The 21,653-nt window shown below is 54.9% G+C and carries 20 protein-coding genes; all 20 read right to left on the bottom strand.

The window, feature by feature from the left end:
* Positions 1 to 174: 174 nt before the first annotated feature.
* A complete protein-coding gene (locus tag D3H35_RS11605; protein ID WP_119149460.1) occupies positions 175 to 4,521 on the bottom strand; it encodes a PolC-type DNA polymerase III in 4,347 nt (1,448 codons plus the stop codon).
* Positions 4,522 to 4,973: 452 nt separating this feature from the next.
* Positions 4,974 to 6,422, bottom strand: coding sequence for a proline--tRNA ligase (proS, locus tag D3H35_RS11600; RefSeq protein ID WP_119149458.1), 1,449 nt, complete (start codon positions 6,420 to 6,422; stop codon positions 4,974 to 4,976).
* A gap of 27 nt (positions 6,423 to 6,449) precedes the next feature.
* Complete coding sequence (rseP, locus tag D3H35_RS11595; protein WP_119149456.1) at positions 6,450 to 7,712, bottom strand: RIP metalloprotease RseP; 1,263 nt, start codon at positions 7,710 to 7,712, stop codon at positions 6,450 to 6,452.
* A gap of 98 nt (positions 7,713 to 7,810) precedes the next feature.
* On the bottom strand, positions 7,811 to 8,953 hold the full coding sequence (locus tag D3H35_RS11590; RefSeq protein ID WP_119149454.1) for a 1-deoxy-D-xylulose-5-phosphate reductoisomerase: 1,143 nt from the start codon (positions 8,951 to 8,953) through the stop codon (positions 7,811 to 7,813).
* Between the two features lie 28 nt (positions 8,954 to 8,981).
* On the bottom strand, positions 8,982 to 9,776 hold the full coding sequence (locus D3H35_RS11585; protein ID WP_119149452.1) for a phosphatidate cytidylyltransferase: 795 nt from the start codon (positions 9,774 to 9,776) through the stop codon (positions 8,982 to 8,984).
* 4 nt (positions 9,777 to 9,780) lie between these two features.
* Complete coding sequence (locus D3H35_RS11580; RefSeq protein ID WP_119149450.1) at positions 9,781 to 10,596, bottom strand: isoprenyl transferase; 816 nt, start codon at positions 10,594 to 10,596, stop codon at positions 9,781 to 9,783.
* A gap of 82 nt (positions 10,597 to 10,678) precedes the next feature.
* Positions 10,679 to 11,233, bottom strand: coding sequence for a ribosome recycling factor (frr, locus tag D3H35_RS11575; RefSeq protein WP_119149448.1), 555 nt, complete (start codon positions 11,231 to 11,233; stop codon positions 10,679 to 10,681).
* Positions 11,233 to 11,961 (bottom strand): UMP kinase, encoded by a 729-nt coding sequence (gene pyrH, locus D3H35_RS11570; RefSeq protein ID WP_119149447.1) that lies wholly within the window; start codon positions 11,959 to 11,961, stop codon positions 11,233 to 11,235. Before pyrH ends, frr begins: the two co-directional genes overlap by 1 nt.
* A 79-nt stretch (positions 11,962 to 12,040) precedes the next feature.
* Entirely contained in the window at positions 12,041 to 12,691 is a 651-nt protein-coding gene (gene tsf / locus D3H35_RS11565; protein ID WP_119149445.1) for a translation elongation factor Ts, read from the bottom strand.
* A gap of 141 nt (positions 12,692 to 12,832) precedes the next feature.
* Entirely contained in the window at positions 12,833 to 13,531 is a 699-nt protein-coding gene (gene rpsB / locus D3H35_RS11560; RefSeq protein WP_119149443.1) for a 30S ribosomal protein S2, read from the bottom strand.
* 226 nt (positions 13,532 to 13,757) lie between these two features.
* Positions 13,758 to 14,297, bottom strand: coding sequence for a hypothetical protein (locus tag D3H35_RS11555; protein WP_119149441.1), 540 nt, complete (start codon positions 14,295 to 14,297; stop codon positions 13,758 to 13,760).
* Positions 14,290 to 14,883, bottom strand: coding sequence for a hypothetical protein (locus D3H35_RS11550; RefSeq protein WP_119149439.1), 594 nt, complete (start codon positions 14,881 to 14,883; stop codon positions 14,290 to 14,292). The genes D3H35_RS11555 and D3H35_RS11550 overlap by 8 nt, the downstream gene beginning before the upstream one ends.
* Before the next feature lie 36 nt (positions 14,884 to 14,919).
* Entirely contained in the window at positions 14,920 to 15,249 is a 330-nt protein-coding gene (locus tag D3H35_RS11545) for a hypothetical protein (RefSeq protein WP_119149437.1), read from the bottom strand.
* Between the two features lie 49 nt (positions 15,250 to 15,298).
* The gene (locus D3H35_RS11540) at positions 15,299 to 16,675 is read right to left on the bottom strand and encodes a DUF342 domain-containing protein (protein WP_119149719.1); all 1,377 of its coding nucleotides are present in this window, start codon (positions 16,673 to 16,675) and stop codon (positions 15,299 to 15,301) included.
* Between the two features lie 54 nt (positions 16,676 to 16,729).
* A complete protein-coding gene (locus D3H35_RS11535; RefSeq protein ID WP_119149435.1) occupies positions 16,730 to 17,518 on the bottom strand; it encodes a FliA/WhiG family RNA polymerase sigma factor in 789 nt (262 codons plus the stop codon).
* Between the two features lie 16 nt (positions 17,519 to 17,534).
* On the bottom strand, positions 17,535 to 17,948 hold the full coding sequence (locus D3H35_RS11530; protein ID WP_119149433.1) for a hypothetical protein: 414 nt from the start codon (positions 17,946 to 17,948) through the stop codon (positions 17,535 to 17,537).
* Between the two features lies 1 nt (position 17,949).
* Entirely contained in the window at positions 17,950 to 18,444 is a 495-nt protein-coding gene (locus tag D3H35_RS11525) for a chemotaxis protein CheD (RefSeq protein WP_119149432.1), read from the bottom strand.
* Positions 18,441 to 19,061 (bottom strand): chemotaxis protein CheC, encoded by a 621-nt coding sequence (locus tag D3H35_RS11520; RefSeq protein WP_119149430.1) that lies wholly within the window; start codon positions 19,059 to 19,061, stop codon positions 18,441 to 18,443. The genes D3H35_RS11525 and D3H35_RS11520 overlap by 4 nt, the downstream gene beginning before the upstream one ends.
* Positions 19,062 to 19,064: 3 nt before the next feature.
* Complete coding sequence (locus tag D3H35_RS11515; protein WP_119149428.1) at positions 19,065 to 19,526, bottom strand: chemotaxis protein CheW; 462 nt, start codon at positions 19,524 to 19,526, stop codon at positions 19,065 to 19,067.
* Positions 19,527 to 19,556: 30 nt separating this feature from the next.
* On the bottom strand, positions 19,557 to 21,614 hold the full coding sequence (locus tag D3H35_RS11510; protein ID WP_119149426.1) for a chemotaxis protein CheA: 2,058 nt from the start codon (positions 21,612 to 21,614) through the stop codon (positions 19,557 to 19,559).
* Positions 21,615 to 21,653 lie beyond the last annotated feature (39 nt).

The following is a 21,653-nucleotide window of genomic DNA, read 5'->3' as shown; positions in this document are numbered from 1 at the left end:
TGCTGCAAATGGATGGCTGCAAAAGACGACAGAGCCTTAAAGACCCCTAGTCAAAACGGAAAGAGTGGGTTTCCCCACTCTTCTGCAGACAGTGTTATCCACATGATTACCAAAAATAATATACCATAACCTCCACCGGCTGGCAACCGCTATTTGAATAGCGTTCCCGGCGTTTCAGAAGAGCATCAGCTGATTGCTTTCCGGCATTCCGCGGAAGCAGCCTAGACCGGACAGCAACTCGACAATCGTTTTGCTCGCCTTCGAACGCTGTTGAAAATCCTCGACGGACAAATATTCCCCGTCGTCGCGAGCGGCCGCAATATTGCGCGCAGCATTCTCGCCGACTCCGGCCACCGACGAGAACGGAGGAACAAGCGCATCTCCGTCGACGATGAACCGGGTAGCGTCCGAGCGGTACAAATCGATCGGCTTCACCTTGAAGCCGCGCGCCGTCATCTCCAGCCCCATCTCCAGAATGGAGATCATGTTCTTCTCCTTTGTCGTCGCTTGAAAGCCCTTGCCTTCGATTTCGAGCAGCATCTTCAATATAGCGTCGTAGCCTTGACAGAACAGCTCGACGTCAAAATCCGCCGCCCGAACCGAGAAATACGTCGCGTAATATTGAATGGGATAATAGAGCTTGAAGTAGGCCGTTCTTACCGCCGAGATAACGTATGCCGAGGCATGCGCCTTCGGAAACATATACTCGATGCGCAGGCAGGAATCGATATACCATTGCGGGACGCCGCAGCGCTTCATCTCCTCAATCCATTCAGGCGTCAAGCCTTTGCCTTTACGTACGCTTTCCGTAATTTTGAACGCAAGCGACGCATCCATTCCCGCTTTATAAATAAGAAAAAGCATAATATCGTCCCGGCAGCCGATTACGGTCTTGATCGTGCAAGTGCCGTTCTTGATCAACTCCTGCGCATTGCCGAGCCAGACGCCCGTCCCGTGAGACAATCCCGATATTTGCAGCAGGTCGGCAAAGGAAGAAGGCTTCGTCTCTTCCAGCATCTGACGGACGAACCGCGTTCCCATCTCGGGAACGCCGAACGTGGCGACCGGAGAACGGATCGTCTGCGGCTGAACGCCCAGAGCTTCGACTGAATTGAACAGGCTCATGACCTTCGGATCGTTCATCGGAATCGTCGTCGGATCGACGCCGGTCAAGTCCTGAAGCATCCTCATCATCGTCGGATCGTCGTGTCCGAGTATATCGAGCTTGAGCAAGTTCTCGTCGAAGGCGTGATAATCGAAGTGCGTCGTCTTCCAATCCGCGCTCGTATCGTCGGCTGGGTACTGCACCGGCGTAATATCCTCGACGTCGATATAATTCGGAACGACGACGATTCCGCCCGGATGCTGTCCGGTCGAACGCTTGACGCCCGTAACTCCCGCAGCGATCCGGTTCAGCTCCGCCCCCCGCCAGCTTTTTCCGTGGTCCTCTTGGTACTTTTTCGCATATCCGAACCCGGTTTTCTCGGCTACCGTACCGATCGTTCCCGCCCGGAACACGCTCTTCTCTCCGAATAGCACCTTCGTATAATTGTGCGCCTGAGGCTGATATTCCCCCGAGAAGTTAAGATCGATATCGGGAACCTTGTCTCCCTTGAATCCGAGAAACGTCTCGAACGGAATGTCCTGCCCTTCGCCCTTCATCGGCTTGCCGCAGTTCGGGCAGTTTTTGTTCGGCAAATCAAAGCCGCTTGGCACGCTGCCGTCGAGAAACCATTCGCTGTGGCGGCATTCCGGATTCAGGCACAAATAGTGAGCCGGAAGCGGGTTAACCTCGGAGATGCCAAGAAAGGTAGCAACGACCGACGAGCCGACGGACCCCCGCGAGCCGACGAGATAGCCGTCTTCGTTCGACTTTTTCACAAGCCGCTCGGAAATGAGGTAGTTGGCGGAAAAGCCGTATTTAATAATCGGAACGAGTTCCTTCTCAAGCCTCTGTACGACAACGTCGGGAAGCTGTTCGCCGTACATCTTCTTGGCCGTCTCATAGCAAGTGTTGCGGATTTCCTCGTCGGCTCCGTCGATGATCGGCGAGAACAAACCGTTGTCCGTCGGACCGCCCTTCTTCGGAAACATATCGAACGGCTCGAACCGGTCGGCCAGCTCGTTCGTGTTTGTAACGACGATTTCCATAGCTTTCTCGGCGCCCAGGAAGGCGAACGCCTCCAGCATCTCGTTCGTCGTCCGAAAATGCGCGTCCGGCTTGCGCTGGTCCTTCAGCGGGCTGAACCCGGTAATTCCGTGAATCGTTATGTCGCGGAACAGCTTCTCGCGAGGTACCAAGTAATGGACGTTGCCAGTCGCGATTACCGGCTTGCCCAGCTTTTCGCCGATTCGGACGATGCGTCTGAGCGCCTCTTCGAGCTCGGCCCGGCTGCCGACAAGCCCTTTGTCCAACAAATGGATATAAAAATCAAGCGGCTGCACTTCGAGCACATCGTAAAATTTGGCGACTTCCTCGGCTTCTTCCACCGATTTGTTCAGAACGGTTTCGAACAGTTCCCCCTTCTCGCAGCCTGACAGCACGAGTAGCCCTTCGCGAAGCTCGATCAGCTTGCTGCGGGGAATGCAAGCTACGCGGCGAAAATAATCCGTGTGGGAAAGAGAAATCAGCTTGAACAGATTTTTTTTGCCCGTCGCGTTGAGGGCGTAGATGCCGCTATGAAACGGGCGCGTCGTCTTCCAGCTATTCTCGTTCACGCTGTTCAAACGGCCCAGTTCGGTTACCCCTCTGGCATTCGCATCCTTGATCAGTCCGTTAAGGACACCGGCGAGAGCTAACGTATCGTCGATAGCGCGGTGATGACTCTCAAGCGACACCTTGTACAAATCCGAGAGCGTATTAAGCCGGTGGTTTTTCATCGTCGGATGCAAATACCGGGCCAGTTCCAACGTGTCGAGGACGGGATTGACGACTTCCGGAAAGCCGTTGCTCTTGCACGCTTCCTGAATGAAGCCGATATCGAACCGCGCATTGTGGGCCACTAGCACCGAATCGCCGATGAAAGCCAAAAACTCCTTCAGCTTAGGCGCAAGCTCAGGCGCGTCCGCGACCATATCGTCCGTAATGTTCGTCAGCTGTTGAATGTTATAAGGAATCGGCTCGTGCGGATTGATGAATGTCGCGAACCGGTCGATCTCCTGACCCGCCTTCATCTTGACTGCCGCGAGTTCGATAATTTTGTTGGCCGTAACGGACAAACCGGTCGTCTCTATATCGAATACGACGTAAGTAGCGTCTGCGATAACTTCCTCACGCGGATTAAGCACCATCGGAACAGAATCGCTCACGACGTTCGCTTCGACGCCGAACAGCACCTTGATTCCGTGTTTTTTGCCGCCTTTTACCGCGTCGGGGAAACATTGCACGTTGCCGTGGTCGGAGACGGCGATCGCTTTGTGTCCCCACTTGGCTGCCGTCTTGATGTAGGCGTCCACCGGAGTGACTGCGTCCATCGTGCTCATTGTCGTGTGCAAGTGGAATTCAACCCGCTTAAGCTCGGCGTCGTCCTTCCGTTCGGCGGGTGCATTCATCTCTCGGACGTCGCTCGGCATCATGACGAGCTCCGGCGGATTCAGGAACCGATCGTATTCGACTCTGCCGCGCAGCTTCAGCCACATGCCGTTCTTGAGCAGGCTGAGCATTTTGTTGTCTTCCTTGTTTTTGCCGAACATCTTGATCGTAAGCGAATCGGTAAAATCGGTTACATGAAACTGGTAGAGAGTATTTCCGTTGCGAAGCTCCTTCACCTCGAGACCGAATACCGTTCCTCGGATCGTCGCCTTCTTCTCTTCTTCCAGGATTTGCTGGATAGGAACCGGTTCGTCCTTTATATCGTAGCCGTGCTGAAGCACTTGGGGAGCTTCGCCCCCGTCGCTGGCTGCCGAGGACGCTTCTTCTTCCTTCGCGCTCGCGATCAATTGATCGATGGCGTCCCGCGACTCCTGCTGGATTTTTTGCTGGAATTGCTCGTACGCCTCCTGGCGCGATTCTCCCGCCATCATTTTGACGCGGCAAACCCGACCGAACCGCTCCTCGTAAAATCGGACCGCATGCGCATCGATCGTCTTTTTGCGTGCGAGTTCAAGACCGGTATCGTCCAGCATATAGATCGTAAGCAGACCGCCTGCCGCTTCGACCCGGGCTTTAGCGAGCCACCCGTTAACGGACGGGAACTCCTTCTGCATCCATTCCACGAATACGTTCCAATACTCCTGAAGCAGCTCGTCCGTCTCCACCGCATCCGAATAGTTCAGGACGATTGCCCGAATATCGGCGATATGGCTCAGCTTCTCTTTGATCCGCCCGGTAAAACCGACATAGACCGAAGCCGGTATAAGGGTATCTTTATGAAAATAAAACGTCCATTCCTTGCGCGTACGGCTAATTTCGACTTTCTGGATGTACCCGTCCCGGAAATGGGAATCGATCCACTCCGCCGGAAGCGCCGCTTCCCGCAGCAGCAGCTCGAACCGTATCCGCCCATCCGATGCGTGTTGCATGAAGTATTTCCTCCCGTCGTCCCATGAAAAGCAAAAGCTTCCGAGAAAATGGCTTCCGGCGCGTGCCCCGCGCCGGCGGACCGTCTTCAATCAGGAAGCTTTCCGTCTATACTCTAGTATTTTACCCGAACGTTCCCCTCGCATCAATAGTCATTCCTCCCCAACATTCGACGTCTCGTGCGCTCTGGTCGCCATTCGCCGAATGTATGGTACGGGGTACCATTCTTCTCGCTCGCTGATCGTCATCCGACGAATGTGTGGTACTGGGTACCATTCTTCTCGCTCGCTGATCATCATCCGACGAATATATGGTACTGGGTACCATTCTTCTCACTCGCTGATCGCCATTCGCCGAATGTATGGTACGGGGTACCGCATTTGGCGGTCAACGAATGGAGTGATCGCAACAAAGAAGAAGCCGTCCCATCGGACGGCCCCCCTGACAAAATCTATTAATACGCTCTAGCAAAGACGACAGTGTGCTCGGAGGCTTCGCCGCAAACGAGACAAGTCGGTTTCTTTTCCTTCGTCTCGAACGGAATGTTCCGGCTCGTCGCCCCGGTCTCTTGCTTTACCGTGCTTTCGCAAGCGTCGGAGCCGCACCAGCCTGCGAGCGCGAAGCCGCGTTTCACTTCGAGCTTTTCTTTGAGCTCGTCCAGCGTATCGACCGAGAAGGAGTTCTCCTCGCGGAATTGCTGAGCGCGTTCGTACATGTCGCGATGCACATCCTCGAGCAAAGCTCGCACTTCCTCTACGATCCGATCGATAGGCACTTGCTTCTTCTCGCCGCTCACGCGAGAGACGAGCACGCAAACGCCGTTCTCAAGATCGCGAGGTCCAAGCTCCAGCCGAATCGGAATGCCGCGCATTTCGTATTCGTTGAACTTCCACCCCGGAGAAACGTCGGAGCGGTCGTCGACGCGGACGCGAACGCCAGCAGCCTTCAGTTGAGCATACAGCTCGTCCGTCTTGGCGATAACGGTCTCGCGGGTTTTTGGCGGTCCAATCGGAATCATGATGACTTGCGTGGAAGCGACCTTCGGAGGAAGCACCAGACCGCGGTCGTCGCCGTGCACCATAATGAGCGCGCCAATCAAGCGAGTGCTGACGCCCCAAGATGTCGTATGGCAAAATTCTTGCGTATTCTCGCGGCTCAAATATTTAATATCGAACGCAACGGCGAATTTGGTGCCCAAGTAATGCGACGTACCGGCTTGCACCGCTCGGCCGTCCTTCATCATCGCTTCGATCGAATACGTATCGACCGCTCCGGCGAATCTCTCCGACGGCGTTTTTTGTCCTTTGATGACCGGAATGGCGAGTACGTTCTCGACGAAATCGGTATAGACGTCCAGCATCGTCATCGTCTCTTTGCGAGCGTCGGCTTCGTCCTCGTGTGCCGTATGGCCTTCCTGCCACAAAAATTCGCTCGTACGCAAGAACGGCAGCGTCCGCTTTTCCCAACGGACGACGTTCGCCCATTGGTTGATGAGCATCGGCAAATCCCGGTAGGAGTTGATCCACTTGGCGTACATATGGCCGAACATCGTTTCGGAAGTCGGACGAATCGCCAGCTTTTCCTCCAGCTGCTCTCCGCCTGCTTCCGTAACGAACGGCAGCTCCGGGTTGAACCCTTCCACATGCTCCTTTTCCTTCTGGAAAAAGCTCTCCGGGATGAACAGCGGGAAATACGCGTTGCGATGACCGGTATCCTTGAACCGTTGATCCAGCTCGCGCTGCATATTCTCCCAAAGCTCGTAGCCGTCCGGGCGGAACACGATGCAGCCGCGAACCGGCGAATAATCCATCAGCTCGGCCTTCTTGATAACGTCGATATACCAACGCGAGAAATCTTCGCCCTGCGGCGTAATTTCCGTTACGAATCCTTTATCCTTGGACATGACAATTCCCCAACTCCCGAATGCGTCTTAATTGCGAACCAATTGCAAAATATCGTTGTAGGTCACGACGACCATCAGAAGCATGAGCATCGCGAAGCCGATGAAGTGAACCATGCTTTCCCTGTTCGGATCGATCGGCCTGCCGCGAACCGCTTCCAATCCGAGGAACAGAAGCCGGCTGCCATCCAACGCCGGAATCGGCAGAAGGTTGAAAATTCCGAGATACAAGCTAAGAACGGCGGCCCACGAAGTCAATTGCGGAAGCCCCTGCTTCGCGATGTCCAGCGTCACTTGCGTCGTCTTGACCGGTCCTCCGAGATCGTCCAGCTTAAACTCGCCGAAAATGATTTTGCGGAAGCCGTCAAAAATCCGTTGCGTCATGACGACCATCATTTCACCCGAGTAGCTTATCGTCTCTCCGATGGTCGGCGTTCTCATCTCCGGAATCGGATTGATGCCGATCAAGCCCGTATCCTTGTTAGGAGTGACGGAAATCGGCACATCTACTCCGTCTCTGCCGACAATCCATTGCATCGGCTTGCCGGCGGAAGCTTTGATGGCAGTCACGACTTCCTCCGTCGATCCTCCGATCGCCACTCCGTTAATCGACTTGATCCAGTCATCCTTCTGCAAGCCGGCTTGCGCGGCCGGCATGCCTGGCGACACTTGATAAATGAACACCTTCGAAGAATCTTCCTTAGGCAAGCCGCTTAAAAGCAAATAAACCGCAAACAGAACGAAGGCCAGCAAAAAATTCATGACCGGACCCGCAAAAATCGAAAGCGCGCGTTGGCCGACCGTTTTGCTGCCGAACTGCCGATCGATTGGAGCGATTTGCGTCTCGCGCCCCCTGGCGACAACGAGTGCCTGACGATGCACATCGAACCGCTGCAATTCGCCGTCCACGTCCAGATTGACGTACAAGTGCTTCTCCAGATCGATGGCTTTCACTTCGCCGCGAATAACGTTCGTACGTTCGTCAAGCCGATCGAGGTACATACGAGTGACGAGATCGTCCTTGACTCGAACAGCTACGGTTTGCCCCGGCGCTACTTCGACGATTTCCGGATCTTCGCCGGCCATGCGCACGAAACCGCCTACCGGAAGCAGGCGAAGAGTAAACCTCGTCTCTCCGCGCTTGACGGAAAACAGCTTCGGTCCGAAGCCGATGGCGAATTCGCGAACGAGAATGCCTGCCCTGCGGGCGAAATAATAGTGGCCGAACTCATGAAGCGAGACAAGCAAAAAAAACATGAGTATGGTCAGAAGCGTTACCTGGATCATTTCCATTTCGTTATACCCCCGTTGCCGCGAACGGCTGTCCTTAGATTAACATTATTCTCCGGGACGATACAAGAGAATACGGGAGGAGCGAATTGTACGCGGAATCAACCGATTCGGGACGCCTCCGAGCGGGCCCAGGCATCGGTTGCGAGGATCGTCTCCAAATCCGGCGAAGCCAGAACGGAATGGCTCGCCAGTACGCTCTCCACGATTTCATCGATGGCGAGGAATGCCGTTTCGCCCTTCAGAAAACGGGAGACGGCGATTTCGTTCGCCGCGTTGAAGACGGTCGGAGCGGTGCCTCCGGCCTTTCCTGCCTCATAAGCGAGCCGAAGGCAAGGATAGCGGCTGAAATCCATCGGACGAAAATGAAGCGTGCCCTTCGCAAGCAAGTCGAGCGCGGAAGCCGGCGACGATCTCCGTTCCGGGTAAGTGAGGGCGTATTGAATCGGCACCCGCATATCCGGATTGCCCAACTGAGCCATTACGCTCGTATCCTCGAACTCGACCATCGAGTGGACGATGCTTTCCGGATGAATGAGGACATCGATCCGATCGTACGGCATATCGAATAGCCAATGGGCTTCGATGACTTCGAGCCCCTTGTTCGCCATCGTAGCCGAATCGATCGTTACTTTTGCGCCCATGCTCCAGTTCGGGTGCCGGAGAGCGTCTGCTACCGTCACGCCGCCAAGCTCATCCCGGGAACGATCGCGGAAGCTGCCCCCCGAGGCGGTCAGCACGAGACGTTTGACATCGCGAAGCCTCTCGCCGTTAAGGCACTGGAACAACGCCGAATGCTCGCTGTCCACCGGAACAATCGCCACTCCCTTATCGGCGGCTCGTTTCATGACGATATGGCCTGCCGTCACGAGCGTTTCCTTATTGGCGAGGCCGATCGTCGCTCCCGCTTCGATAGCGGCCAATGTAGACGTAAGTCCCAGGCTGCCGACCAGAGCGCAAGCGACATAATCGGCGCCGACGCCTGCGGCGACTTCGTTCAGTCCGTCCTCGCCGTAGACGACTCGAACGCCCGGAGGCAGCTCGCCTCGAATCCGCTCCGCCAGCTCCTTCGTCGCAATGGATACGAGCTTTGGCTTAAAAGCGCGCGCTTGCTCGAGCAGCAGCTCGATATTGGAGCCGGCCGCCAGCCCGACCACTTCATAGCTGTCCGGATCGCGCGAAATGACGTCAAGCGTCTGGGTGCCTATGGAACCGGTGCTGCCAAGCACGGACACTTTTTTCATACGGACCTCCGTTATGTATACGAAATCTTTAAGGAATGAGCGTCAATAAATGAACCAAAGGAAATACGATCAGCCAGCTGTCCGTCCGATCCAGCACTCCTCCGTGACCCGGCAGCAAATTGCCGGAATCCTTCACTCCGCGAAACCGCTTGTACGCGGATTGAATCAAATCCCCGAGCTGTCCCGCTATCGCCGCGGTCAAACCGATGAGCGCCGCACGTCCGTACCCGATCCATTCCGAACCGAAATAAGCGAACGCGAGAGCCGCAACGACCGCTAATACGAGTCCGCCCAATGCGCCTTCAATCGTCTTGTTCGGGCTGATCGCCGGCCAGAGCTTCGTCCGTCCGATCGCTTTGCCTACGAAATACGCGCCGGCATCCGAAGTCCAAATACTGACGAAAGTAAGCATCGACCAGAAGATGCCGTGATCGAGCTCCCTCGTCGCAGCCATGTAATGAAAGCCGGTGCCGACATAAATCGCGCCGATGAACAGAACGGCGGCATGCTCGAGTTGAATTTTGTTTTTGCTGAATACGGTTGCCGCCAAAAGCGCGAACATAAGCAGCCAGGATACGGTCGCAAACGAAGGCAGCGATACGCCCCACGATTCGGGCAGCCGCGTCAGCGCGAGAATAATAACCCCGACAAAGCCCGCCAGCACGTCCCATCTCGACCACGCATGACCGTTCAGCTTGGCGAATTCGGAGTAGCCGATAATCGCCATAGCGACGAGGAGCAGCGAGTAGTACCAATCCCCAAGCCACAACAAACAAAAAAAGGCTGTTCCCGCCACGAGACCGGTTACGATTCGTTGACCCATGATGCTACAGTCCTCCGTAACGCCGAGCTCTCCGTTGATATTCGCGGATAGCGTCGTAAAAGTGTTGTTGCCCGAATTCAGGCCAATAAACGTCTGTGAACCAGAACTCGCTGTACGCGAGCTGCCAAAGCATGAAGTTGGACAACCTTAGCTCGCCGCTCGTACGAATGAGCAAATCCGGATCGGGAAGCCCGCTCGACAATAGATGCCGCTCGAACAGCGCTTCGTCAATCGCCTCAGGGTCCAGCTTGCCGTCCGCGCTCGAACGGGCGATCTCTCGCACGGCGTCCACCATTTCGTTGCGGCTTCCGTAATTAAGCGCAAAATTAAGGATAAGGCCTGTATTTCCTTCCGTTCGTCTTACCGCCTCTTCGACTGCGGCAACCGTATGACTCGGCAGCACGTCTTTTTGTCCCATCATGCGAACCTGGACGTTTTTATCGATCAATTCCTGAAGCTCAAGCGCAAGAAACTCTTGCGGCAGCTTCATGAGGAATTCCACTTCCGCTTTCGGACGTTTCCAATTTTCCGTCGAGAAGGCGTATAAGGTCAGTACCTTGACGCCGATTTCATCCGCCAATTTCGTAATCCGCTTGACCGTCTTCATTCCGTTATGATGCCCGGCGATGCGAGGAAGACCCCGCGCTTTGGCCCATCGTCCATTGCCATCCATAATAATAGCCACATGCTGCGGGATGTTGCCGCCGGACGGCACATCCGTCCCGGCATCCGTTCCCTTCCGCTTCCGATCGGAGCCGTCTTTTCCAGACGCTCCGAATCCCAGCAGACGGAGCCATCCCCTAGACCCCGAATTACCCATTTCGAATCCCTCCATCATGCGAGCGAAAACCTACGAGAATGAGAATAAACCCCACCGTATTCGGAGGGGCAGATTCGAAAGCTTACACTTCCAAAATTTCTTTTTCTTTGGCGGCCAAAATCTTTTCGACTTCGGCGACGTATTTATCGGTGAGCTTCTGCACGTCTTCTTGGTGACGGCGCGACTCATCCTCGGAAATTTCGCCTTTTTCCTTCTTCTTGATGTCGTCGTTGGCATCCCGACGAATGTTCCGGATCGCGACTTTCGCTTCTTCCCCGAACTTCTTCGTATCCTTGACGAGATCTTTGCGCCGCTCTTCGGTCAGCGGGGGAATGTTAAGGCGAATAATCGTTCCGTCGTTGGCGGGTGTTAACCCGATATCCGACTTGAGAATCGCTTTCTCGATAGCGGCCAACGCAGATTTGTCCCACGGCTGAATGATCAGGGTTCGGGAATCCGGCGTGTTGATCGAGCCGAGCTGATTGACCGGCGTAGGCGTTCCGTAGTAATCGGCTTGCACCCGATCCAGCATCGCCGACGAAGCGCGTCCCGCTCGCAGCGTTTGCAAATCGCGTTTCAAAGCTCCCAGAGCTTTTTCCATCCGTTCTTCCGCGTTCTTCTTGATTGCTTGCGGCACTAGTCTACACTCCCTTTTACGATCGTGCCGATTTTTTCGCCCATGACGGCACGCTTAATATTTCCTTTTTCGGTAATCGCAAATACGAGAAGCGGAATGTTGTTATCCATGCAGAGCGAAGAAGCGGTCGAGTCCATGACGCCGAGATTTTTGTTGAGCACGTCGAGGTAAGTGAGCTGCTCGTACTTCTCCGCGCTGGCGTCCTTGAACGGATCGGCGCTGTATACGCCGTCGACTTTGTTCTTTGCCATCAGAATAACTTCGGCCTCGATCTCTGCCGCACGCAGAGCCGCCGTCGTATCCGTGGAAAAGAACGGGTTGCCCGTGCCGGCGGCGAAAATAACGACGCGGCCCTTCTCCAGGTGACGGATCGCGCGACGACGAATGTAAGGCTCCGCGATTTGCTGCATCGCGATCGACGTCTGCACGCGGGTAGGAACGTTCATTTGCTCCAGTGCGTCTTGAAGCGCCAAGGAATTCATAACGGTGGCGAGCATGCCCATGTAGTCTGCCGTCGCGCGGTCGATCCCCTTCTGGCTGCCTGCGATTCCGCGCCAGATGTTGCCGCCTCCGCACACGATCGCAACTTCGACGCCAAGCTCCACCACTTCTTTGATTTGTTCGGCGATCGACAAGATGGTCGTCGCATCAATTCCGTAACCGTTCAGACCGGACAACGATTCACCGCTAACCTTGAGCACAACGCGTTTATAAAACGGACGTTCCAACGGATGTTTCCTCCATCCTGCAAATCAAGATTTAAAAAAGAGGGAACACTTCGTGTTCCCGATTGGCCTTGCTGTGCGATTATAGTTTGGCTTGAGCCATAACTTCTTCGACGAAGTTGTCGACTTTTTTCTCCAAGCCTTCGCCAAGCTCGAAGCGAGCGAAGCGGCGGATCGAAATTTTTTCGCCGATCGTAGCGATCTTCTCGTTAAGCAACGTGGTGATCGTTTTGTCTTGATCTTTGACGAAGGATTGCTCCATCAAGCAGTTCTCTTCGTAATATTTGGCGATACGGCCTTCGACCATTTTGTCGACGATTTTCTCCGGTTTGCCTTCGTTAAGCGCTTGGTTGCGGAGAATTTCTTTTTCCTTGTCGAGCTCGGCTTGCGACACTTCCTCGCGGCTCAGGAATTTCGGACTCGCAGCGGCAATATGCATCGCGATATCGCGCGCGAACGAGCGGAATTGCTCGGTTTTGCCGACGAAGTCGGTTTCGCAGTTGATTTCGACGAGTACGCCGATGCGGCCGCCTGCGTGGATGTAAGATTCTACAGTGCCTTCCGTAGCGATGCGGTCGCCTTTTTTGGCTGCCGCGGCAAGTCCTTTTTCACGAAGAAGCTCGCCCGCTTTCGTCAGATCGCCGTTCGCTTCCTCCAACGCTTTTTTGCAATCGAGCATGCCCGCGCCCGTTCTCTCGCGAAGCGTTTTTACGTCTGCTGCATTAATGGCCACGTAGGTACCCTCCTAAAATTCAGGCCCTTGCCGAGCCTTGCGGCCCGTCCGGGTTCCGATATCTGGTCTTAAAAAAAGGGCGGCGAGAAGGTTCTCTTCTGCCCGCCCTTGGTTTGCATGAGCTAAAAGCGAGGCGGCTTATTAAGCCGTCGTTTCTTCGCCTTGATTGGACTCGACGATAGCGTCGGCCATTTTGGAAGTGAGCAGCTTAACGGCGCGGATAGCGTCGTCGTTACCCGGAATGACGTAATCGATCTCGTCCGGATCGCAGTTCGTATCAACGATACCTACGATTGGAATGCCGAGTTTGCGAGCTTCGGCAACAGCGATGCGCTCTTTGCGAGGATCGATGATGAACAAAGCATCCGGAAGTCTGCGCATATTTTTGATGCCGCCCAGGAACTTCTCGAGACGGTCTTTTTCTTTGCGAAGAAGGATAACTTCTTTTTTAGGAAGAACTTCGAACGTGCCGTCCTCTTCCCATTTGGTGAGCTGGTGAAGACGGTCCGTACGTTTTTGGATCGTGGAGAAGTTGGTCAGCGTGCCGCCGAGCCAACGTTGGTTGATGTAGTACATGCCGCTGCGTTCCGCTTCTTCTTTCACGGAATCTTGAGCTTGCTTCTTCGTGCCCACGAACAGCAGCGTACCGCCGTTCTCAGCGAGCTGGCGAACGAAGTTGTACGCCTCGTCCACTTTTTTAACCGTTTTTTGAAGATCGATGATGTAAATGCCGTTCCGCTCGGTAAAGATGTACTTGTCCATCTTAGGGTTCCAACGACGAGTTTGGTGGCCGAAGTGTACCCCAGCTTCGAGAAGCTGTTTCATGGAAATTACTGCCATCTTTCCTGCACCTCCTGATAAAATGGTTTTTTAGGTGAATCCCGCCGCTTCTCGCATCTTCCGGCAATACTTCCCGTGGAGGCTCGCTCAATCGGAAGCACCGTTGCCGAAATTGAAAAGCGTGTGTTTTTTCACACCGGGGAATACTATACCATAACGAGTATAGATGTGCAACCTATGAGAATCGCCGCTCCAAATTCGGATGCGGCGAAGGGTTGAAAGAGTCTCATTTTGTGCCGGTAAGATGCTTCATGATTTCAGAGTAAGCGGGTTTTCCAGTGAACGTGCTCGTTCCGACTTTAAGCTTTTTGCTGATTGAATTTGCCTGCTTCAAAAAGTCGGCCTCGTCGTCGATGATGCCTGCGTCCTTCAATTTGCCCGCCACGATTATGAGGGTATCGTTATATTCCACGCGAATAGACTTTTCCTCAGAGGAGCCGTCGGAAGGTTCCTTGCCGTTCGATTCGGCCGAGTCCGCCTTGGGCGAAGCTGCGTCTTGCGCGCGATCGGTCTGCTCTGGCAACGCCGCGATGGCTGCATCGATCTTGGCGGCCAGCTCGTCCTCGGAATAGCGTTTCTCCGCGGAAGGGTAAAATGCTAGCCCTTGCTCCTTTGCGTAGCTTTCAAACTGCTCGCGGGTAATCGCTTCGCTGCCGTTTTTCTCGGAAGTTTGAAGCCCTTTGGCCAACAGAATGAGCTGCAGCATGGAAGCGCCGAGAATGATTCCGATCCCCAAACCCATCAGCCAGCTGCGGTACTTATGCAATCGGTTCTTCCTCCCTGCGCGCAAGCTGCAGGATGAGCTGCACCTCGCCTTTATTCATTCCGAACGATCTGGCGATTTGCTCTACGGAACGGCCTCTGGCGTGCTGCTCCAGAAGCTCCGCATAGCGAACGCGTATCGTCGTCGCCGCGGCGGCCGGTTCCGTCTCAGCCGGCTCGGGAACAGGGTACGAAGCGGTCTCGGCTGCCGACATAACCGCTGCAAAAGGCACGGCAATGGCCGAAGCGGACTCCGTCTCGATTCGTTCCGTGACGGTCGGCGCCTCGGTACTCGATGGAGGGGACGCGGTTGAAGTCCGCTGCTCCGACCAGCTTCTCATCTGCTGTTCCATGTCGCGGACTCTGCGGCCAAGCCGTTCCACGGTTTCGTCCTGCTCGCGTTTGAACTTGGCGACCGCGTCGACGAGCTCGCGGTTTTCCAGCTCCAGATCCTCCAGCAGTTTGTCGTACGCGGCCTCGTTGGCCGATTCCCGATCTTGGGCGTTCGATTGTCGTCTCGGCATCATCCACGCATAACCGAAAATGACGATGCCGAACAGCACGATGCTTAACCAAGGACTTGGGCTCACGGTCTTGCTCCTTTCGAAATCGCAAACGCTTGATAATCATCCGGAGAAATCGATATGTCTGCCTTTGAACGGATGAGGAGCGTCTGCGATAGAATCCTCGGGCGCCTTGGCGTCCCCTTCCGGGTGTCGTCCGTTCCGGCGCTCTGTCCCGCCATCTTGTCCGCGCGCATCGCGATCTTTGATGTCGCTCTTCGCCGCCGATTCCGTCTTCGTCTTTCTTTGCGCTTGACGCTCCGCGTTTTTGATCGCTTGCTGCCCGAGCATCGCTTGCTCGGAAGCGCCGCGCTGGTGCTGATGCTGAGCGAGCGGGGTCATCTCCGCCGCGCGCGGCAAAGAAGTCTGCAGATCGATCGATTTGTAGCTCATCGGTGATCGCCGCCTCCTTCGTGAGAGTATTAATTCGGAAGGAATCCTGTTAGAAGAAAGGAACCATGACGATATCGCCGTCGGAAAACCGGAACGAAACCCGCTGCGAGCTGTCCTTCACGAACCGGGTGTATCTTCCGATCACGATCTTCGTGCCTCCGAATATCGTATGGACGGCGTCGACCCGAGCGATGGAAGTGTCCTCCAGCGTTTTTTCGATTTCAAGAATTCTGTTCTTCGACTGCTGCAGTTCCTCCAGCGTCTGCCGTTTCGTCGATGTCAGCTTCACGCGCATGGCCAGCTTATCGGAGGCGAGCTGCCCCGTAGAAGCGAGTTGATTCAGTAGGGAGAGCGCCTTCTCGGTCTTGTCCAGACTTTCGCTGTATTGCCGGATCAGCGCTCTCAGCTCATTCAATTCCTGACGAAGCTCGGGTTGAACGCCGACCTCGATCGAGGTCGCGGTCGACATCGAATTGCCAATCATTCTAGCCGTCACCCGTTCGCCCGCCTGGATTAGTCCGCCAACGACGAGCCCCTTTGCGCCTGCGCAAAAAACATGGTGGCCGGCTCTGACGTTCGAATGCATGATGCTCTGGGACACGATGACATCCTCGCCTGCGTAGACGTTGCCTTCTTGAATGAAGGAGCATTTGACGTTGCGCCCGGCTTTAATAAACCCTTTGTTGCTTCCAATTATTCCTCCGGCGATTTCGATCGAGCCGTCGGATTCGACCTCCGCGCCTTCAATGCCTCCGGTTACGCGAATGTCGCCGGACGCCCGCACCCGGAATCCGGTCAGGATGTTGCCTCTGACGACAACCGTGCCGACGAAATCGATGTTGCCGATATTATAGTCGACGTCTCCGTTCACTTCATATACGGGAAATACGTTCAGCTTTTCCTTATCCGTCTTCGTTACCAAGCCGTCGATTGCCGCGTACATGGCCGTTTTTTCCGGATTGACGACGACGTTCTTTCCGACTTTGAAATTCGCTTCCTTGCCATCCTTGGCTGCGATTTCCTCGCCTGTCACCGCTTTGCCCGCTTGCCCCGGCTGAGGCGGCAAGCGCTCGGCGATCAGCTGTCCCGATTTGACGTTCGCCAGCTGGGTTACTTCCTTGAAGTCGATGCTCCCGTCTTCCCGTTCGACCGGTTTTCGACCTTGTTCCTTCACCTCGAAGAGACCGCGAATAAACCCGTCCACGCCATTAACTGGAGGCGTACCTACGGCAATAACGGTTTGGTTGAAATAAAAGTCTTGCGGTTTTTGACAAACCAGAGAAAGAGTTTCGCTCTGCAGACCGTGCTTCACACCTTGAGATGCGAGGTAAGTTTCCAGTTCGCGAACCGTTATGCGAATGACGCCTTCTACGCGTTGAAACCCAAGATAAGCCTTCATCTTGTCGTCGCTGAACGTAACCTGCATCCATTCCTCTAACGGCTTATTCTCGTTGGCAGCCAAGTTCACGACCTCCTTTCATCATCCGTTCTGGAGTAGCTGTTCCTTCTGTTTGGCAAGCGCGCCCCGAAGCCGCAAAATCGCTTTGGAATGAAGCTGAGAGATTCTCGACGGCGATAGGGACATCACTTCGGCGATTTCGCTTAAAGACAAATCCTCGTAGTAGAAAAGCGAAACGACCGTTCTTTCTTTTTCCGTCAGCTTTCCGATTCCGAATACGAGCGTGTCCTTCAAATAAGTCTCGTGAACCTTGGACTCCGGACTTGGAGCTTTATCGTCGACGAGCAGCGACAAGCGAGTCTCCGACTCTTCCTCTCGAATGGGATCCTCCAAGGAGCATACCGCCGCTACCGCTACTTCCTGCAGCATTTGTTGAAATTCTTTCTCGTTAATATTCAAATAGGAGCACACTTCCTCGTCCGTCGCAGAGCGCAAATGGCGCTGCTCCAGAACCGCGTATGCATCCTCCATTTTTTTCGCTTTGTCGCGTACGGAACGGGGCACCCAGTCTCCTTGCCGCAGACCGTCGATGATGGCGCCCCGGATTCGCCAGGATGCGTAAGTCTCGAATTGAAGGCCTCGTTCGTAATCGAACTTCTCGATCGCATCGATCAGACCCATGGCACCGTTGCTGGCCAGATCGTCTTTGGTCACGTTTTTCGGCAAACCGACAGCCATTCGGCTGGACACGTACTCCACCAACGGCAAATAATGCTCGATCAGTCGTTTGCGTGAATCCGGATTACCATCTTTTTTCCAGCTCTTCCACAACTCTTGATGGGACAACCGGGAACGGGTTTGATCGACCATTAATGCTTCACCATCCTTATTCGTCGTTCAGACGGCGGATTGCCTGGACCACTTGCTCCGGATCGGCATCATCTATGGATACTAATCTCTTGGGCGCTAACGGTTTAAAACCGGATGCGGATCCGCTGCTTCCATCCGTCCATTGCTCTTTCAACATTTCGGTCAACGATTCGTCGTCATCGGGAGTTACCATGTCAAGAACGGCGCCGCGTTCCTCCTCCAGCTTGCCTTCGGGCGTTTGCCCGGAGCTCGGGTGCAGCAACACGCCCAACACGAATCTAATTGCGAGAGCGATCAAGAAAAACGCGACGAACGCGTAAAAACTTCGGAGTAGCGTCGTACCGATCGGGTTCCGGGACAGCGAGAACAAAAACACCAACGCTGCGCCGAACCCGCCGAAGAAGCCGTTCCAGCGCCACGATCCGACCATATTAAATCTCCTTTACTCCGAACTGAACGCTGCGTATGACGAACACGCCCGTCTCGCTGCTTAATTCTACCGTGCGTCCGAAATTGCCTCCGGTATCCTCGGACAATATCGGTATGGCGAACTCGGAAAGAGCCAGCTTCGTCGATTCGACGTTGCGCGGACCGATTCGCATCGTGTCGCTGTTGCCGGCGAACGCGAACATCTGGGCTCCGCCCGCCATCTTGGCCACAAGCCTGCGAATAATGGCGCCCTGCTCTTGCATTTGCTTGACAAGCTGAGGAACGGCGGTGTCGGCGAATTTGGCAACGTTCAATTGTCCTTCTTTGGCGATATCGGACGATGGCAGCATAATATGGGCCATCCCTCCGACTCGTACGACCGGATCGAATAACGTTAGTCCGACGCACGACCCGAGACCGGTAGTTTTTAGAACGGCGCCGCCGACAGCGACATTCAAATCCGCCATGCCGACCTTGATGTACGTGCTCTCCGTCATTCTATCGGCACTCCTAACGAACGAAACAGCTTGTCGAACGACTCCGGATCCGGAATGAGGAAAAATTGCCCTTCCGCCTCCAATTGTCCTTCAACGAACGTTGTATCGATTAACAAGGCATCGTCACCCATCGTTCCGTATTGGAGCAGACCGTAGCTTAGTATAGCCCCTGCCATGTCGACGGCAATGGACGGTACGGTCGGAGACATATTCAATCCCGTAAAATCAGCCAGAGAAGACAAATACGAGCCTGCCAGTATATTGCCGATTTCGCAGAGAGCGGACAGCTCCAGCTCCGTGTAGTGATCGCCTTCGGCGGCGTTGAATCCGAGCAGCCCTTGCAGCAGCCTGCGGGCGGCGACACGGCTTAATATGAAAAACATATTGCCGGGCGCGTCACCCTCAACTCTCAAAAAGATCGCGATGACGACGGCTTCCGTGCCGCCGACCCGATTGGATATCGCTTCGAACGGAAGAAGGCTGACCGTTGGAACCGCCATATCCACGGGCTTGTCCAGCAGGAGGGAAAGCGAGGTCGCCGCGTTGCCCGCGCCGATGTTGCCGACCTCCCGCAGGACGTCCATCTTGAGTTCCGAGTCTTTCTTGAACAGGCTCACCGCTTATTCACCGAATTTCTCTAGTTGAATGATTTCCGAGCGATTGAGCACTTCCGACAGGTTAAGCAGAATGAGCAAGCGGCTGTCCCCGATTTTGGCTACGCCTCGCAAATACTTCGCCTTCACTCCGCCGACGACTTCCGGAGGGTTCTCAATCGCATCGCTCGCCACATCCAGAACGTCGTTAGCCGAATCGACAATGAAGCCGACTTCCAAGTCGTTCGCGGCGACAATGATGATTCGGGAGCTCTCGCTCGGCTCGGTCTCTTCCAATCCGAAACGGCCCCGAAGATCGATAACCGGAATGACGATACCGCGCAAGTTGATGACGCCTTTGACGAAAGCGGGCGTCTTGGGCACGCGGGTAATCGGAATCATTCGTTCGATCGTGCGTACTTTATCTACCTCGATTCCGTACTCTTCGTGCGCCAACGTAAACACAATGACTTTCATTTCCTCAGCCAATGGAAAACCCTCCTTATGTAGTCCGGTCTCTTATTTGATCAGCGCGTTAGGATCGATAATTAAAGCCACTTGTCCGTCTCCGAGAATCGTCGCTCCCGATATGATGTCAAGGCCGGTCAAATATCCGCCGAGCGCCTTGAGCACGATCTCGTTCTGTCCGATGAATTCGTCCACGAGCACTGCCGCGAGCTTGTCGCCTTTGCGAATGACTAGCACTTCCGTCTCTTCTTCGTCGGAATCCCGATAATCGGGCGATTCCACCAGCTCCGCGAGCGACAGAACCGGGATAATCGAATTGCGGTAATCGATGACGCGCTGTCCGTGAAGAGAGCGAATTTGCTCCCTGCGAATCGCGGCCGTCTCTACGATGGAGGAAAGCGGGAAAGCATATTTCTCCGAGCCTAGCTTAATCAGCATAGCAGCGATAATAGATAGAGTAAGCGGCAGCTGAATGGAAAACTTCGTGCCGGCTCCGATAACGGAAGTCACCGTTACGTGACCGCCAAGAGACTCGATCTTCGTCTTGACGACGTCGAGTCCGACGCCTCGCCCGGAAATGTCGGACACTTTGTCAGCTGTGCTGAAGCCTGGAGCGAATAAGAGCATGTTCGCCTCGTCGTCGCTCAGCTTCGCCGCTTCCTCCGGCTTCACGACACCGCGCTTGATGGCGATCTCAAGTACCTTCGGACGATTGATCCCTTTGCCGTCATCCTCGATTTCGATAAAGACATGGTTGCCGCTATGATAAGCGCGGAGGTTGACCGTCCCGACCTCCCGCTTGCCGGCCGCCACACGGTCCGAAATCGACTCGACGCCGTGGTCGACGGAATTGCGAAGCAGATGGACGAGCGGATCTCCGATTTCATCGATAACGGTCCGATCCAGCTCCGTCTCCGCCCCGGTGATGACGAGATCGACCTTCTTGTCGAGCGACTTCGCCAAATCCCTAACCATCCGAGGAAATCGGTTAAAGACGTTGTCGATCGGCACCATCCTCAGCTTAAGCACGATGTTCTGAAGATCCGCGCTGACCCGGGCCATATGCTCGACCGTCTCGGTGAGGTCGTTGCGTTTCACTTCCGATGCAAGCTGCTCCAGTCGTACGCGATCGATCAGCAGTTCGCTGAATAAATTCATGAGCGTATCCAGCCGATCGATGTCGACGCGAATGGTGCGGGGAGCGGCACTTCCCGAAGCCGCCGCTTGCTGCGGCGGACGCGGCGCGGCGTTCTCCGGTTGCGCGGGAGCTGCCGAAGCGGCAGCCGTTTCCTTCTGCGCTTGCTTCGCGGCAGCCGCTGCGGTTCCGGACGCTTTATTCAAATCGTTCAGATAAGCTTTATCGATTGCCGTCAGCTTCACCGATTCGATCTCGGAAACCCGGGACACTTCGTCCAACAGCGATTTCTCTTCGGCTTGCGAGATGTAGTAAACGGAAAAGCTTCGATCGAATTGCTCTTGCTCGATCTCTTGAACGGACGGGCTGGACTTGATGACCTCCCCGTTGCGCTCCAGAACGTCGAACACCATATAAGCGCGCGCCGCTTTCAATAAGCAATCCTCGTTCACAGTCACTTCGAGATGGTAGGCGCGGTGTCCGCTTTCGAGTGATTGCTCGAGAACCGATTGCTGGAACTGATCGAGAACGAGCGAGTGGGGAACGCCGACATTCGCGCCCGTCGTCTTCGCAGGCGATGAGGAGCCCCCGATATCGCCCTTGACGATCGCTTTGAGCCTGCTCACCAATTCGCTGACGTCGGCTTTACCCGTACCTCCGCCAATGATGTCCTGGACCATCCCCTCCAGCGCGTCTAATCCTTTGAACAACGTATCGAAAATAGCTTCGTTCATGCTCAGCTTTTCGTTGCGAACCAGATCGAGCACGTTTTCCATCTCATGGGTCAGCGAAGCCAAATCCTCGAATCCCATCGTCGCGGACATCCCTTTTAACGTATGGGCGGACCGAAATATGACCTGTACGATGCTGATGTCTTGCGGCTGTTGCTCCAGCTTGAGCATGTTTTCGTTCAAAGCTTGCAAATGATCGTTGGATTCATCGATGAAAATGGATAAGTACTGATTCATTTCCACGGACCGGACACCTCCTGGTTGGCTCATCTACCTGCAACT

The sequence above is a fragment of the Cohnella faecalis genome, assembly GCF_003570905.1.
Lineage (GTDB): Bacteria > Bacillota > Bacilli > Paenibacillales > Paenibacillaceae > Cohnella > Cohnella faecalis.
This window is presented reverse-complemented; position numbering and strand designations above follow the sequence as displayed.

Excerpts from the sequence above, each read along its gene's own strand:
- D3H35_RS11605 (WP_119149460.1), bottom strand. The coding sequence starts at position 4,521 with ATGCAACACGCATCGGATGGGCGGATACGGTTCGAGCTGCTGCTGCGG.
- proS (WP_119149458.1), bottom strand. The coding sequence starts at position 6,422 with ATGTCCAAGGATAAAGGATTCGTAACGGAAATTACGCCGCAGGGCGAA.
- rseP (WP_119149456.1), bottom strand. The coding sequence starts at position 7,712 with ATGGAAATGATCCAGGTAACGCTTCTGACCATACTCATGTTTTTTTTG.
- D3H35_RS11590 (WP_119149454.1), bottom strand. The coding sequence starts at position 8,953 with ATGAAAAAAGTGTCCGTGCTTGGCAGCACCGGTTCCATAGGCACCCAG.
- D3H35_RS11585 (WP_119149452.1), bottom strand. The coding sequence starts at position 9,776 with ATGGGTCAACGAATCGTAACCGGTCTCGTGGCGGGAACAGCCTTTTTT.
- D3H35_RS11580 (WP_119149450.1), bottom strand. The coding sequence starts at position 10,596 with ATGGGTAATTCGGGGTCTAGGGGATGGCTCCGTCTGCTGGGATTCGGA.
- rpsB (WP_119149443.1), bottom strand. The coding sequence starts at position 13,531 with ATGGCAGTAATTTCCATGAAACAGCTTCTCGAAGCTGGGGTACACTTC.
- D3H35_RS11545 (WP_119149437.1), bottom strand. The coding sequence starts at position 15,249 with ATGAGCTACAAATCGATCGATCTGCAGACTTCTTTGCCGCGCGCGGCG.
- D3H35_RS11540 (WP_119149719.1), bottom strand. The coding sequence starts at position 16,675 with ATGCAGGTTACGTTCAGCGACGACAAGATGAAGGCTTATCTTGGGTTT.
- D3H35_RS11535 (WP_119149435.1), bottom strand. The coding sequence starts at position 17,518 with ATGGTCGATCAAACCCGTTCCCGGTTGTCCCATCAAGAGTTGTGGAAG.
- D3H35_RS11530 (WP_119149433.1), bottom strand. The coding sequence starts at position 17,948 with ATGGTCGGATCGTGGCGCTGGAACGGCTTCTTCGGCGGGTTCGGCGCA.
- D3H35_RS11525 (WP_119149432.1), bottom strand. The coding sequence starts at position 18,444 with ATGACGGAGAGCACGTACATCAAGGTCGGCATGGCGGATTTGAATGTC.